The sequence below is a fragment of the Kosakonia sp. genome, from assembly GCF_032052965.1.
GTDB lineage: Bacteria > Pseudomonadota > Gammaproteobacteria > Enterobacterales > Enterobacteriaceae > Kosakonia.
In genome coordinates this window covers 172,852-186,795 of record NZ_DAMBVN010000007.1, presented here as the reverse complement: position 1 = coordinate 186,795, position 13,944 = coordinate 172,852, and the positions used below count along the sequence as shown (strand labels likewise).

The 13,944-nt window shown below is 56.9% G+C and carries 15 protein-coding genes and 1 pseudogene; 9 read left to right on the top strand and 7 right to left on the bottom strand.

Features of this window, described 5'->3' with window-relative positions; translation table 11 throughout:
- Positions 1-27 precede the first annotated feature (27 nt).
- Positions 28-273, top strand: a complete 246-nt coding sequence (locus tag RTX30_RS22380) for a substrate-binding domain-containing protein (protein ID WP_409429813.1) — start codon at positions 28-30, stop codon at positions 271-273.
- Here RTX30_RS22380 and RTX30_RS11470 read toward each other — a convergent pair.
- A pseudogene (locus tag RTX30_RS11470) lies at positions 169-399 on the bottom strand (hypothetical protein); the annotation flags it as partial. The gene RTX30_RS22380 and the pseudogene RTX30_RS11470 sit on opposite strands and share 105 nt — an antisense overlap.
- 115 nt (positions 400-514) lie before the next feature.
- The gene (locus RTX30_RS11465; RefSeq protein ID WP_312689827.1) at positions 515-1,378 is read right to left on the bottom strand and encodes a LysR family transcriptional regulator; all 864 of its coding nucleotides are present in this window, start codon (positions 1,376-1,378) and stop codon (positions 515-517) included.
- Between the two features lie 99 nt (positions 1,379-1,477).
- On the opposite strand from RTX30_RS11465, the gene RTX30_RS11460 reads away from it, so the two are divergent.
- The 8 genes from RTX30_RS11460 to arnF all read left to right on the top strand — a co-directional run bounded on the left by RTX30_RS11460 (position 1,478) and on the right by arnF (position 9,802).
- Positions 1,478-1,984: a phenolic acid decarboxylase gene (locus tag RTX30_RS11460; RefSeq protein WP_312689825.1), complete on the top strand. Its 507-nt coding sequence runs from the start codon at positions 1,478-1,480 to the stop codon at positions 1,982-1,984.
- Positions 1,985-2,411: 427 nt separating this feature from the next.
- Positions 2,412-3,548 carry a UDP-4-amino-4-deoxy-L-arabinose aminotransferase gene (arnB, locus tag RTX30_RS11455; protein WP_312689934.1) on the top strand — a complete coding sequence of 379 codons (1,137 nt, stop codon included), beginning with the start codon at positions 2,412-2,414 and terminating at the stop codon, positions 3,546-3,548.
- Between the two features lies 1 nt (position 3,549).
- Entirely contained in the window at positions 3,550-4,533 is a 984-nt protein-coding gene (gene arnC, locus RTX30_RS11450) for an undecaprenyl-phosphate 4-deoxy-4-formamido-L-arabinose transferase (protein WP_312689932.1), read from the top strand.
- Positions 4,530-6,515 carry a bifunctional UDP-4-amino-4-deoxy-L-arabinose formyltransferase/UDP-glucuronic acid oxidase ArnA gene (arnA, locus tag RTX30_RS11445; protein ID WP_312689823.1) on the top strand — a complete coding sequence of 662 codons (1,986 nt, stop codon included), beginning with the start codon at positions 4,530-4,532 and terminating at the stop codon, positions 6,513-6,515. The genes arnC and arnA overlap by 4 nt, the downstream gene beginning before the upstream one ends.
- On the top strand, positions 6,512-7,411 hold the full coding sequence (arnD, locus tag RTX30_RS11440) for a 4-deoxy-4-formamido-L-arabinose-phosphoundecaprenol deformylase (protein WP_312689821.1): 900 nt from the start codon (positions 6,512-6,514) through the stop codon (positions 7,409-7,411). The genes arnA and arnD overlap by 4 nt, the downstream gene beginning before the upstream one ends.
- Positions 7,408-9,069: a lipid IV(A) 4-amino-4-deoxy-L-arabinosyltransferase gene (gene arnT / locus RTX30_RS11435; protein WP_312689819.1), complete on the top strand. Its 1,662-nt coding sequence runs from the start codon at positions 7,408-7,410 to the stop codon at positions 9,067-9,069. Before arnD ends, arnT begins: the two co-directional genes overlap by 4 nt.
- Positions 9,066-9,404, top strand: a complete 339-nt coding sequence (gene arnE, locus RTX30_RS11430; protein ID WP_312689818.1) for a 4-amino-4-deoxy-L-arabinose-phosphoundecaprenol flippase subunit ArnE — start codon at positions 9,066-9,068, stop codon at positions 9,402-9,404. The genes arnT and arnE overlap by 4 nt, the downstream gene beginning before the upstream one ends.
- Entirely contained in the window at positions 9,401-9,802 is a 402-nt protein-coding gene (arnF, locus tag RTX30_RS11425) for a 4-amino-4-deoxy-L-arabinose-phosphoundecaprenol flippase subunit ArnF (RefSeq protein ID WP_312689816.1), read from the top strand. Before arnE ends, arnF begins: the two co-directional genes overlap by 4 nt.
- Here arnF and acpT read toward each other — a convergent pair.
- From acpT to RTX30_RS11400, 5 genes are read right to left on the bottom strand one after another with little or no spacing between them, the layout of a single operon-like run.
- Entirely contained in the window at positions 9,756-10,343 is a 588-nt protein-coding gene (gene acpT, locus RTX30_RS11420; RefSeq protein WP_312689814.1) for a 4'-phosphopantetheinyl transferase AcpT, read from the bottom strand. The two genes, arnF and acpT, sit on opposite strands and share 47 nt — an antisense overlap.
- A 4-nt stretch (positions 10,344-10,347) precedes the next feature.
- Positions 10,348-11,577, bottom strand: a complete 1,230-nt coding sequence (locus RTX30_RS11415) for a beta-ketoacyl-ACP synthase (RefSeq protein WP_312689812.1) — start codon at positions 11,575-11,577, stop codon at positions 10,348-10,350.
- Entirely contained in the window at positions 11,574-12,305 is a 732-nt protein-coding gene (locus tag RTX30_RS11410; RefSeq protein WP_312689810.1) for a 3-ketoacyl-ACP reductase FabG2, read from the bottom strand. Before RTX30_RS11410 ends, RTX30_RS11415 begins: the two co-directional genes overlap by 4 nt.
- Positions 12,302-12,778: a 3-hydroxy-fatty acyl-ACP dehydratase gene (locus RTX30_RS11405; RefSeq protein WP_312689808.1), complete on the bottom strand. Its 477-nt coding sequence runs from the start codon at positions 12,776-12,778 to the stop codon at positions 12,302-12,304. The genes RTX30_RS11410 and RTX30_RS11405 overlap by 4 nt, the downstream gene beginning before the upstream one ends.
- Positions 12,775-13,944, bottom strand: a complete 1,170-nt coding sequence (locus RTX30_RS11400) for a beta-ketoacyl-[acyl-carrier-protein] synthase family protein (RefSeq protein ID WP_312689806.1) — start codon at positions 13,942-13,944, stop codon at positions 12,775-12,777. The genes RTX30_RS11405 and RTX30_RS11400 overlap by 4 nt, the downstream gene beginning before the upstream one ends.

Genomic DNA, 13,944 nt, shown 5'->3' with positions numbered 1-13,944 from the left:
CAGTCTCTTAAGGGGAAGCCAATCACGATGACAGTAACGCTCAATTTCCTGGCGGCCGGCAGCCTGAAGCGGGCATTCACCCCGCTACTGGCCGCCTTCAGCGAACAGTACGGTGTCGCGGTTGAGGCGAGCTTTGGCCCGGCGGGGTTGCTGCGGGAACGTATTGAGGCGGGCGAACCCTGCGCCAGGCTGCTTTTTCCAGCTACTGAGCACACCCACCACATCGTCGGCGGCATTGAGCTGCACCAGCAGGTTCAGGGTCTGGTGCTGTAAAACCACCACGCGGGTGACGCGGTCAGGAAGGGTGACCTGGCGGCCAGGCTGGTCGGTAAGGGTGCGTTCTGCATGCGCAAACACGCTGGCGCAGGCCAGCGTTGCGCCCAGCAGGAGAGGCAGGATTTTCGATATGGTATCGCTCTGGAAGGGAAATTTCGGTATGTATTGGATTATATAGCAGTCCTTCCTGCAAACGATTCATACCGGAAATTCAGAGGTATGCCGGGTCGCCAGACACTTAGCGTTCATTTTTAAACAGGTGCAACAGCATCCCGACCTGCTCATCCAGCGGTGCGAGATCCTTTTTCACAATCAGATGCAACGGTGTAGCGCGTCGCGCGCCGTGGCTTAATGGCAGGCGTTGCAGCACCCCGCTTTCCAGCAGAGGCTGGATCCGTTCTTCTGGCAGCCAGCCGTAACCGACCTGATATTGCACCGCTTCGACGGCGGCATCGATGGTGGAAAAGGTCCAGGAGGCTTGCGTTGCCGGGCCTTGCCCATCGTCACTTTCGGCAATGCGGATCTGCGGCCATGCAGCAAGCTGGGTTTCGCTCACCTGCCCGGCCGCGCACAGTGGATGATCGCGGTGCGCCACGGCAACAAAATCGATATTCATCAGCCATTCGCCGCGCCCGGTCATGTCCTGGCGGCGGGTTAAAATCAGCACATCTGCCTGCGCGTAGATCGGCAGTTCGCTGGAGGCTGTTTCCAGCACCTCGGTCAGGCGAATCCGCGTTTGCGGGTAACGTTGCCGGAACTGGCGCAGAATGGCGAATAACCGCGCGCGGGGGAAAATGCTATCCACTACCAGGTCCAGCCGCGTGCGCATGCCATTACGCAGCGTGGCGGCATGCGTTTCCACCCACTCAAAGGCTTTAAGCAGGGGTTTAACCTGATTCAATAGCAGTTCACCTGCTGGTGTCAGCACCGCGCGGCGTCCTTCCTGCATCAGCAATGCCACCCCCAAACGCTCCTGCAACAGCGCCAGGTTATAACTTACTGAGGACTGGCTGCGGTGTGTCTCTTCTGCGGCTTTCGCAAAGCTGCCTCGTTCCACCACTTTTTGCAGCAGTGCCCATTGTTCGAGGGTTGTCTTGTGCATGAATCATTTAAAATTTGAATGAATTTGATGCAAATATAGCGTTATTCATTGGATTTTTGCAGGCGTAGGATCACCTTATCAACACAGAGGAGACAAAAAATGAGCACCTTTGATAAACATGATTTGAGCGGTTTCGTCGGCAAACATCTGGTTTATACCTACGATAATGGCTGGAATTACGAGCTTTACGTGAAAAATGACACCACCCTTGATTACCGCATTCATAGTGGGATCGTGGCGAACCGGTGGGTGAAAGATCAGCGAGTGTTTATCGTTCGTGTGGGCGAAAGTATCTATAAAATTTCCTGGACAGAACCGACCGGTACCGATGTCAGCCTGATTGTGAACCTTGGCGATCGCCTGTTCCACGGCACGATTTTCTTCCCGCGGTGGGTCATCAATAACCCTGAAAAAACTGTCTGTTTCCAGAACGATCATATTCCGCTAATGGAGTCTTATCGTGCGGCTGGCCCGGCTTACCCAACCGAAGTAATTGATGAATTCGCCAACATTACCTTTGTGCGCGACTGCGGTGCTAACAATGAGAGCGTGATTGCCTGCGCGGCCAGCGAGTTGCCTGCCGGTTTTCCAAAGAACCTTCAGTAATTGCTTAACGCTATTTAATATATTTCAACCGTTACAATTGAAATAATTTATTGCATAACAGTATTCTCTCTTTTTGCTTTGTTGCAGTGCCGTTTAAAATAAATGAGACAACGCTCATGTATACAATACATGAGCGTTTTGCATGACACTTTTATGACAACAATCACATTTAACTCCCGTTTAAGTTTATTCTAACCATCTGTTTTATATCAATATTAAAAGTAATGTACATTACTTTCTCGCCGTTTTTCTTAATCTTGTCCTAATATTCTTTTGATAATATTAAAAAATCAGCTGTCATTAATGATATTCGCTACAACCGGACGTTTATTATATTTCGGTTTAACCTTCATCTGCCATTTTACTCGAGATCCGCAAAGTTTCTTTGTGGGGTTCTTTAACGCGTTTGTGACGCAGGGAAAAAATGATGAGTGATTTTTTACCGTTCTCCCGCCCCGCAATGGGAGAGGAAGAGCTTGCCGCGATTCAGCAAGTGCTGGCATCTGGCTGGATCACGACTGGCCCCAAAAATCAGGCTCTGGAAGAGGCGTTCTGTGCTTTAACCGGCAACCGCCACGCCATTGCCGTCAGCTCGGCAACCGCCGGCATGCACGTGACGTTAATGGCGCTGGGTATTGGCGCGGACGATGAAGTCATTACGCCTTCCATGACCTGGGTTTCCACACTCAATATGATTGTGTTACTGGGGGCGACCCCGGTGATGATCGACGTCGATAAAGAGACGCTGATGGTGACGCCAGAGGCCATTGAGGCAGCGATCACCCCACGCACCCGGGCGATTATTCCGGTGCATTACGCGGGTGCACCGGCAGACATCGACGCCATCCGCGCGGTTGGCGAGAAACACGGCATTCCGGTCATTGAAGATGCCGCCCATGCCGCCGGGACGTTGTACAAAGGCCACCACGTAGGCGGTCAGGGCACGGCGATTTTCTCCTTCCACGCCATCAAGAATATGACCTGCGCCGAAGGCGGGCTGGTGGTGACGGACGACGAGCAGCTGGCTAACCGCATTCGCAGTCTGAAGTTCCACGGTCTGGGCGTTGATGCTTACGATCGTCAGACACACGGCCGTGCCCCGCAGGCCGAAGTCATTTCCCCCGGTTTCAAATACAACCTTGCTGATATTAATGCGGCGATTGCACTGGTGCAGTTAGGCAAGCTGCAGAACGCGAATGCACGTCGGCAGGAGATTGCTCAGCGCTATTTGCGCGAGCTGGCGGATACGCCGTTCCAGCCGCTGGCGCTGCCAGACTGGCCTCACCAGCACGCGTGGCACCTGTTTATTCTTCGCGTTGATGAACAGCGTTGCGGCATTACCCGTGATGCGCTGATGGAAACGCTGAAAGCGCAGGGCATTGGCACCGGGCTGCATTTCCGTGCGGCGCATACGCAAAAGTATTACCGCGAACACTATCCTGTCTCGTTGCCCAATACCGAGTGGAACAGTGCGCGCATTTGCTCTATCCCCTTGTTTCCGGACATGACTCATGACGACACAACCCGCGTCATTGACGCGCTCCATCACATCGCAGGGCGCTGATATGTTTACTCTGCCGCTTGTAGAAAAAGTCTCCGTGGTGATCCCCGTTTTTAACGAAGAAGAGAGCTTACCGGAGCTGATTCGTCGTACCACGACCAGCTGCGACACGCTGGGTATTGATTACGAAATTCTGCTGGTGGATGACGGCAGTAGCGATAACTCCGCGCAAATGCTGACCGCAGCGGCGGAAGAACCGGGCAGCCATGTCGTGGCCGTATTGCTGAACCGCAACTACGGGCAACATTCGGCAATCATGGCCGGTTTCAGCCATGTGACAGGCGATTTAATTATCACGCTGGATGCCGACCTGCAAAACCCGCCGGAGGAGATCCCGCGCCTCGTGGCGAAGGCCAATGAAGGCTACGACGTGGTGGGTACGGTGCGCCAGCATCGGCAGGACAGTCTGTTTCGCAAAATGGCCTCACGCACCGTTAACCGCCTTATTCAGCGCACCACCGGGAAAGCGATGGGCGATTACGGCTGCATGCTGCGCGCTTACCGCCGCCATATTGTCGATGCCATGCTGCACTGCCACGAACGCAGCACGTTTATTCCGATCCTGGCCAATACCTTTGCCCGCAAGGCCGTGGAAATCCCCGTGCAGCACGCCGAGCGGGAGTTTGGTGATTCGAAATACAGCTTTCTGCGCCTGATCAATCTGATGTACGACCTGGTGACGTGCCTGACCACCACGCCGCTGCGCCTGCTCAGTGTTTTTGGCAGCGTGATTGCGCTGGCCGGTTTCTCGCTGGCGATGCTGCTGGTGGTGCTGCGCCTGGCATTCGGCCCGCAATGGGCGGGCGAAGGGATGTTCATTCTGTTTGCCATCCTGTTCACCTTCATCGGCGCTCAGTTTATCGGGATGGGGCTGCTTGGCGAGTATATCGGCCGTATTTATAACGATGTCCGCGCGCGTCCTCGCTACTTTATTCAACGTGTTGTTCGTCAGGAGCATGACGCTCCGCAAGAGGAAAAAAACCAATGAAAGCTGTTGTCTTTGCTTACCATGATATGGGATGTGTTGGTGTCCAGGCGCTGATTGATGCCGGTTTTGAGATTGCGGCGATTTTTACCCACCCGGACAACGCCAGTGAAAATCACTTTTTTGGTTCGGTTGCCCGTATCGCTGCCGAACGCGGCATTCCGGTGTATGCGCCGGAAGAGGTTAACCATCCGCTATGGGTCGATCGCATTCGCGGCATGAACCCGGATGTCATTTTCTCGTTCTATTACCGCAACCTGCTTTGCAGCGACATTCTTAACAGCGCACGCATTGGCGCGTTTAATCTGCATGGCTCGCTGCTGCCTGCCTATCGTGGCCGTGCCCCGCTGAACTGGGTACTGGTCAACGGCGAAACAGAAACCGGTGTGACGCTGCACCGTATGGTCGAACGTGCAGACGCGGGCGGCATTGTGGCCCAGCAGCACGTGACGATTGCCGACAGTGATGAAGCGCTTACGCTGCACCGCAAACTGAGCGAAGCCGCGCAAAGCCTGCTGCGCAGCGCGCTGCCCGCTATTAAGAGCGGCACATTTAGCGAAACCGCGCAGGATGACAGCAAAGCGAGCTATTACGGCCGCCGTACGCCGGAAGATGGCCGCCTCGACTGGGAAAAACCGGCGCAAACGCTGCATAACCTGGTGCGCGCCGTTTCCGATCCGTGGCCGGGTGCGTACAGTTTTGCGGGCACGCACAAATTTATCGTCTGGAAGTCCCGCGTGCGTAATGACCTGGCACCGGCCAGACCGGGTACCGTGCTCTCTGTTGCGCCGCTGGTGGTGGCCTGTACGGATGGCGCGCTGGAAATCCTGACCGGTCAGGCGGATAACGGCGTTTATATGCAGGGTGCGCAACTGGCGCAGTCGCTGGGTCTGGTCGCCGGTGCGTTGCTGACCAGTAAACCGGTGGTGGCGGTGAAACGCCGTACCCGCGTTCTGATCCTCGGTGTGAACGGTTTTATCGGTAATCATCTGACCGAGCGTTTGCTGCGCGATGATAACTACGAGATTTACGGTCTGGATATTGGCGCCGACGCCATCAGCCGTTTCCTCGACTGCCCGCGCTTCCACTTTGTTGAGGGTGACATCAGCATTCACTCTGAGTGGATCGAGTACCACATTAAGAAATGCGACGTTGTGTTGCCGCTGGTAGCGATCGCGACACCTATCGAATACACCCGTAACCCGCTGCGTGTTTTTGAACTCGATTTCGAAGAAAACCTGAAAATCATCCGCGATTGCGTGAAATACAACAAACGCATCATTTTCCCGTCCACCTCCGAAGTGTATGGCATGTGCACCGATAACGTGTTCGATGAAGACAATTCGAACCTGGTGGTGGGGCCAATCAACAAGCAGCGCTGGATCTATTCGGTTTCGAAACAGCTGCTGGATCGGGTGATTTGGGCCTACGGCGAAAAAGAGAACCTGCGCTTTACGCTGTTCCGTCCGTTTAACTGGATGGGGCCGCGCCTGGACAACCTGAATGCGGCGCGCATTGGCAGCTCGCGTGCGATCACCCAGCTTATTCTCAATCTGGTGGAAGGCTCGCCGATCAAACTGATCGAAGGCGGTAAACAGAAACGCTGCTTTACCGATATCAGCGACGGCATTGAAGCGCTGTTCCGCATTATTGAAAACAAAGATGGGCGTTGCGACGGGCAGATCATCAACATTGGTAACCCGGACAACGAAGCCAGTATTAAAGCGCTGGCGGAAATGCTGCTGGAAAGCTTTGAGAGACACCCGCTGCGCGATCGCTTCCCGCCGTTTGCCGGTTTCCGCGAAGTGGAAAGCAGCAGCTACTATGGCAAAGGCTACCAGGATGTGGAGCACCGTAAGCCCAGCATTCGTAACGCCAAACGCTGCCTGAACTGGGAGCCAAAGGTCGATATGCGCCAGACCATCGATGAGACGCTGGATTTCTTCCTGCGTACTGTCGAACTCACCGATGAGAAAAACGCATGAAGTCAGTCGGCTTACGCATTGATGTCGATACCTTTCGTGGCACCCGAGACGGTGTGCCACGTCTGCTTCAACTTCTGAAAAAGCACAACATTGAGGCGAGCTTTTTCTTTAGCGTCGGGCCGGACAATATGGGGCGCCACATCTGGCGCCTGCTTAAGCCGCAATTTTTATGGAAGATGCTGCGCTCGCGCGCGGCATCGCTCTACGGCTGGGATATCCTGCTGGCTGGCACCGTATGGCCGGGCAAAAAAATCGGCGAAGGCAACGCGGAGATCATTCGTGCAACGGCGCTTGCGCATGAAATCGGGCTTCACGCCTGGGATCATCATGGCTGGCAACGCTGGAGCGGCGTCTGGGATCAGGCGAGGCTGGAGGCGGAAATCGAGCGTGGCCTGTTGGCGCTGGAGATGATTATCGGCCGCGCGGTAACCTGCTCTGCGGTGGCGGGTTGGCGTGCGGATCAGCGTGTCGTGAAGGCCAAATCGGCGTTCAACTTCCGCTACAACAGCGACTGTCGCGGTACGCACCCTTTTCGCCCGCAGCTGACGGCGAATACCTCCGCCGTGCCGCAGATCCCAGTCACGCTTCCCACATGGGACGAAGTGGTGGGAACGCAGGTCGATGCCGCGCACTACAACCGCTTTATCCTCGATTGCATGCACCGGGATAACGGCACGCCGGTTTACACCATTCACGCCGAAGTGGAAGGCATTGTCGGCGCAGAGGGGTTTGACGAACTGTTAACAATGGCCGCGCAAGAAGAGATCGCCTTTTGCCCGCTGAGTCAGCTGTTACCGGCAGATGTCAGTACGCTGCCGGTGGGCAAGGTGGTGCGCGGAGTAGTGGCTGGCCGGGAAGGCTGGCTGGGTTGCCAACAACTGTTGAGTACAGAATGAAATCCATTAACACCTCGATGCTGGCGCTGGTCGCTCTGTTTGCACTCTATTACCTCGTTCCGCTGGAGTATCGCCTGCTCTGGCAGCCGGATGAAACACGCTATGCGGAGATCAGCCGGGAGATGCTGAACAGCGGCGATTGGGTAGTGCCGCATTTTCTCGGCCTGCGCTATTTCGAAAAGCCGATCGCCGGTTACTGGATTAACAGCATCGGCCAGTGGTTGTTTGGTCACTCAAACTTTTCTGTGCGCTTTGGCTCGGTATTCTCCATTACCGTTTCGGCGCTGCTGACAGCGCTGCTGGCGTGGAAAATGTGGCGTGACAAACGCCTTGCCGTGTTGTCGGGTGTGATCTATCTGACGGCATTTCTGGTGTATGGCATCGGCAGTTATGCCGTGCTGGACCCGATGATCACGCTATGGTTGTCGCTGGCAATGTTGAGTTTCTGGCTGGCAGCGCATGCGCAAACTCGTGGCGGCAAATTTGCCAGCTATGCATTGCTTGGCGTGGCATGCGGAATGGGAGTTATGACCAAGGGATTCCTTGCGCTGGCAGTACCGGTAATTGGCGTGCTGCCGTGGGTGTTTACGCAAAAACGCTGGAAAGAGGTGCTGACGTGGGGCTGGCTCGCTATTGCCTGCTGCGTGCTGACGGTGTTGCCCTGGGGGCTGATGATTGCCGCGCGCGAAGCGGATTTCTGGCGCTACTTCTTCTGGGTTGAGCATATTCAGCGTTTTGCCCAGCAGGATGCGCAGCACAAAGCGCCGTTCTGGTATTACATTCCATTCCTCATTGCCGGTAGCATGCCGTGGCTGGCGCTGCTGCCCGGTGCGCTGAAATCCGGCTGGCTTGGGCGCAATGAGCAAGGGCAACCGGCATTTTATCTGCTGGGTTGGGTGGTGATGCCGCTGCTGTTTTTCAGTATCGCCAAAGGCAAATTACCGACCTATATTCTGCCCTGTTTCGCGCCGCTGGCGATCCTGATGGCGCGTTATGCGCTCTCGCTCGCACAGATAAAAGGGCGGACATTGCGAGTGAATGCGTGGATTAACCTCGCGTTTGGCGTCGCGGGGCTGATTGCCGTGGTGGTAGTGGCCCCCTGGGGGCTGCTGAAGCACCCGGTGTGGACGCAGATTGAACTCTATAAAGTGTGGCTGGCAGCTTTCGCTTTCGGCGTCTGGGCGCTGTTTGGCTGGCTCGCCAGCCGTGCCAGCGACCAGCGCTGGACGTTCGCGGCCATCTGCCCGCTGGGACTGGCTCTGGTCGTCGGGGCGGTGATCCCGGACAAAGTCATGAACACTAAACAGCCGCAGTTTTTAATCAATTTTGTCAATGACGCGCTGGCACCCAGCCGCTATGTATTGACGGATAATGTTGGCGTGGCGGCAGGGCTGGCCTGGGAACTAAAACGTTCGGATATCATTTTGTATGGATCGCAGGGTGAGCTGACTTACGGCCTTGCTTTTCCGGACGCAAAAGGGCGCTTTGTTAGCGAGGCTGATTTCAGCAACTGGTTGGCGCAGCATCGCCAGCAAGGTATTGTCTCGCTCATATTGCGTCAATCACAAGCGGATGATTTTACCCGGCTGCCTCTTCCGAAACCGGATAATGTCTATGTTCAGGGGCGTATGGTCTTTATTCAGTACTATCCACAATGACAAGCTGGTTCTTACTTGCGCTGGCAAGCCTGTTGAGCTGCGTCGGGCAGTTATGCCAGAAACAGGCAACACGTCCTGGCAAGGCCGGGGAGCGTGGCAGGCATATCGGCCTGTGGCTGGGGCTTGCGCTGGTTGCGCTTGGCGCGGGCATGGCGCTGTGGCTGCTGGTGCTGCAGCGCATTCCGGTGGGCGTGGCGTACCCGATGCTCAGCCTCAACTTTATTTGGGTGACGCTGGCGGCGCGCTTTATCTGGCGTGAGCGGGTGACTGCCCGCCATGCGGTGGGCGTGACGTTGATCATGGCAGGCATTGTGTTGCTGGGGAGTTCGTTATGAAAGGCGTTTACTGGACGCTGGGAAGCGTTCTGCTGGTTAGCATGGCGCAGTTGTTGCTGCGCTCGGCAATGCAGGCACTGCCGCCGGTGACGTTATCGTGGTCGTTTGTTAGCGCCGTACTGCAACCCCAAAAAGGGACGTTGCTGTTGTTGCTCGGGCTGCTGGGGTATGTTGCGTCGATGGGATGCTGGTTTTTCGCCCTGCACCGCCTGGCGCTGAGCAAAGCCTATGCCCTGCTCAGCCTGAGTTATATTCTGGTATGGGCTGCCGCGATTTGGCTGCCCGGCTGGCACGAAGCGTTTTCATGGCGCGGCGCGCTGGGCGTGCTGGTGATTGTGGCTGGCGTGCTGGTTATTTTTCTGCCGGAAGGATCGCGAGCTGCGCCGCCGAAAGCGTAAACGGGGTGGGCGTACAGACGGACAGACAGACCTCATCGAGTTGGCAATGACTGACGTTCAGGTTGGGCGTGTTGCGGCTGTCGACGCTCACGATTTGCCAGGCGCTGCCGCCGCGCTGTTTGATGATAGCCTCTTTGCGCGTCCAGATCGTCCAGAACGCCTGTAATTGCTGCGACGGGGGCGCCTGGTCAATTTCGGCGTGCTCCGCCTGGCTAAATACCGCGTTGGCCAGGGTTCGCCAGTTTTCGCGCGGGCGGATCACTTCAATATCGCAGCCCACTTCTCCTTCATCGCTTAGCAGCAGCGCAATACGATCGCCACTGTGGCTCAGGTTGAACCACAACGGTACCCCGTCGGCGAATGCCGGCTTCCCTTGTTCACCATACACGATGTCCGGTAGCGGAGAGCATTCACGCGCCAGCAGCACGCGCCCGGCCAGCCAGCTGGCGCGACGCTTGCCTTGCGGTGCCTGTTTGATAAGCGCAGACGGAAGTTCGCCTGTGCTCAGCGTGGAGATCGTGCCCAGTACAACCCGATACATAGGTTTATGCCCAGCGTTTAATAATGATGGAAGTGTTAATCCCGCCAAACGCGAAGTTGTTGCTTTGCAAGTATTCGCAGTCTATCTGGCGCGCTTCGCCCTTGATGTAATCCAGCGCTCCGCACTGATCATCTGGCGTTGTCAGGTTTAGCGTAGGCGCAAACCAGCCTTCACGCATCATTTGCAGACTCATCCACGCTTCCAGCGCACCGCAGGCGCCAAGGGTATGCCCGAAATAGCTCTTCAGTGATGAGATGGGAACATTGTCGCCAAAGATGGCGGCTGTCGCCTGGCTTTCGGCAATATCGCCGCGATCGGTTGCGGTGCCGTGTGCGGAAATATAGCCAATATCCCGCGGGCTGAGTCCGGCAATGTTCAGCGCTTGTTCCATGCAGATTTGCATAGTTTCGCGCTGTGGCTGGGTGATATGCGCCGCGTCGCAGTTGGTGGCGAAACCCACAATCTCGCCATAAATGGTCGCGCCGCGCGCTTTGGCATGCTCCAGTTCTTCCAGAATCAGCGTGCCTGCGCCTTCGCCGATCACCAGTCCATCGCGGCTGGCGTCGAACGGTGACGGGGTCGTTTTGGGTTCATCGTTGCGCTGGCTGGTGGCAAACAGCGTATCGAATACGGCGGCTTCAGACGGGCATAGCTCTTCCGCTCCGCCTGCAACCATCACATCCTGGTAGCCGTGGCGGATTGCTTCCCAGGCATAACCAATGGCCTGGCTGCCAGACGTGCAGGCGCTGGAGGTCGGGATCACCCGCCCGCGCAGGCCGAAAAATAGCCCGGTGTTGACGGCGGTAGTGTGCGGCATCATCTGAACGTAGGTCGTGCCGGTGATGTTATTGGTGTGCTTTTCGGTCAGCATGGTGGCGAATTCGCTCACCGGGCCGGTACTGCCCGTGGAGGAACCATAGGCGATGCCGGTATGACCGCTGGTCAGTACCGGATCGTCAATCAGCCCGGCCTGTTCCAGCGCCAGTTCACTGGCGCGGGTGGAGAGCAGCGAGACACGACCCATGGCGCGGATGCGTTTACGGGTGTAATGCTCCGGCAGGGTAAACTCATCAATTGGCGCGCCAAGCAGAGTGTGCAGGCCAGCATAGATTTGCCACTCCGGCATTTTACGCACGGCGTTTTCGTAAGAAAGCAGACGTTTTGCCACGTCCTGCCAGTTCTGGCCAAAGGCGGTGACGCCGCCCATGCCGGTAATGACGACGCGACGTGTCATAACATTCCCCCGTTGATGGAAATAACCTGGCGGGTGACATAACCCGCAATATCCGACATTAAATAACGGGCAAGCCCGGCGACTTCCTGCGCCTGGCCCATCCGTTTCATGGGAATGATGGCCATTGCTTCTTTCAGTGCCGCCTCTTCCATTTCAATCATGCCGGTATCAATCAACCCCGGTGCGATGCAGTTGACGGTAATTTTTCGTTTTGCCAGCTCAATCGCCAGCGCTTTGGTCGCGCCGATAATACCGGCCTTAGCGGCACTGTAATTCACCTGACCACGGTTACCCATCATGCCGGACACCGACGAGAGCGTAATGATACGACCGCCGTTGCGCAGGCCAATCATAGGCATGATGCATGGCTGGATAACGTTATAAAAACTGTCGAGATTAGTGTGGATCACCGCATCCCAGTCGTCGTCACTCAGCGCCGGGAAGGCCGCATCGCGGGTAATGCCGGCATTACTCACCACGCCGTACCACGCGCCATGCTGCGCGATGTCATCTTCCAGAACGCGACGACATTGCTCGCGGTTGCCCACATCGAAACTCAGTAGGCGGCCTGATCCACCTGCCTGCTCAATGGCGTGTAGCGTTTCACGCGCACCATTTTCATCGCGGTGGTAGTGCACACCAATGGTAAAGCCGTCTGCGGCAAGTTGTTGTGCAATCGCGCGGCCGATGCCTTTACTGGCCCCGGTGACCAGAACAGAACGATTCATGCATTAGCCCCTTGATTAAAAAGCGAAGATAACTCTTCTTTGGTTGGCTGGAAGGTGTTGATACGCCCGCTGGATACGGTCTGTTCGCCAATCTGGATCACACAGTCGAAACTGCCGAAACGGGCATCCTGCATCAGCAGACTGACGTGAATATCCAGCTCGGCTGCGGCGGGCAGAACGCCAGCGGCACAGGTCAGTTCCCGTGCGCCCAGAACCATCCCCAGCGCGCTGCTCTCTTCACCGCGCTGATGGCGGTGCCAGCCGGACCAGACTCCGATGGTCTGCGCCATCAGTTCTAGCGCATACCAGCCGGGCAGGTTGCCTGCGGCATCGAGAAAGGGTGTTAGCACGCCGCCGTTACGCACGGTAACCCGGCAGTGGGCGGTATCGTCTGTGATGTTAAGCACTTCGTCCAGCAGGATCATGGGCGCGTCATGGGGCAACCAGACGCCGGGTGTCAGATACTGGCTCATGTCACTCTCCCCAGCAAAATACTGGCGTTGTTTCCGCCAAAGGCGAAGGAGTTGGATAAGATCACCGGGCGTGCCAGTGGTTGCGGCGCTAATAGCAGGCCGCACGGCGGCAGTGTTGGATCGATCGGTCCACGGCTAAAATCCTGGGCTGGCAGCGGCAGGTCGCGCAGCAGGATCAGCGCACTGAGCGCAGCTTCGGTGATCCCTGCCGCACCCAGCGTATGCCCGGTTAAATGTTTGGTGGAACTGCACGGGACGCGGTCGCCAAACAGCTTATGCACCACTGCTGATTCAATCTGATCGTTGAGCGGCGTCGCGGTGCCATGCAAATTGATGTACCCCACATCGTCAGGGGTTATACCGGCTTGCGCCAGCGCCATATTGATGGCGCGGATTGCCCCTTCCCCCTGCGGGTGCGGGGCTGAAATATGCCAGGCATCGCTGGACTCGCCTGCGCCCAAAAGCGCCAGCGGGTGCGGTTCGCGGGTCAGCACCATCAGGGCTGAGGCTTCACCGATGGTAATGCCGCAGCGATCGCGGCCAAATGGCTGGCATAACGTAGGCGAGAAAGATTCCAGGCTGTTAAAACCGTTTACCGGCATGCGGCTGAGGGTATCCGCACCGCCAACAATTGCCACATCCGCCAGACCGGCGTCGATCAAGCGGCGGCCATTGATAATGGCGCGAGCGCTGGATGAGCAGGCAGTAGACACGGTAAACGCCGGGCCTTCCAGTTGCAGCCAGCGGCTTAAGAAGCGGGATGGATCGCCAAGCTCTTGCTGCGGGTAACGCCACGCCGGGCTCTCTTCGCCACGCAGAGAAAGCTGAACGTGCAAATCGCCTTCATCCAGACCGGAGGTACTGGTGCCGAGGACCACCGCAACGCGGTCGCGGCCATAGCGGGCGATCGCTTCATCTACCGTGGGCTGGATCTGTTCCAGCGCGGCCAGTAGCAGTTGATTGTTGCGGCTGCGGTGGGCATCCATCCGGGGCGGAATGGCGGGTAGCTCGCCCTCAACGCAGGCCAGTACCACTTCGGTTTGACCCTGTAACCAGCCTGCGCGGGTGCGTATTCCGGGTGCGTGGCCGCGCACCAGGTTCGTGGCGATCGCCTCCGGCGAGTCTCCCAGCGCGTTCACCATGCCGATGGCAGAAATGTAGATCAT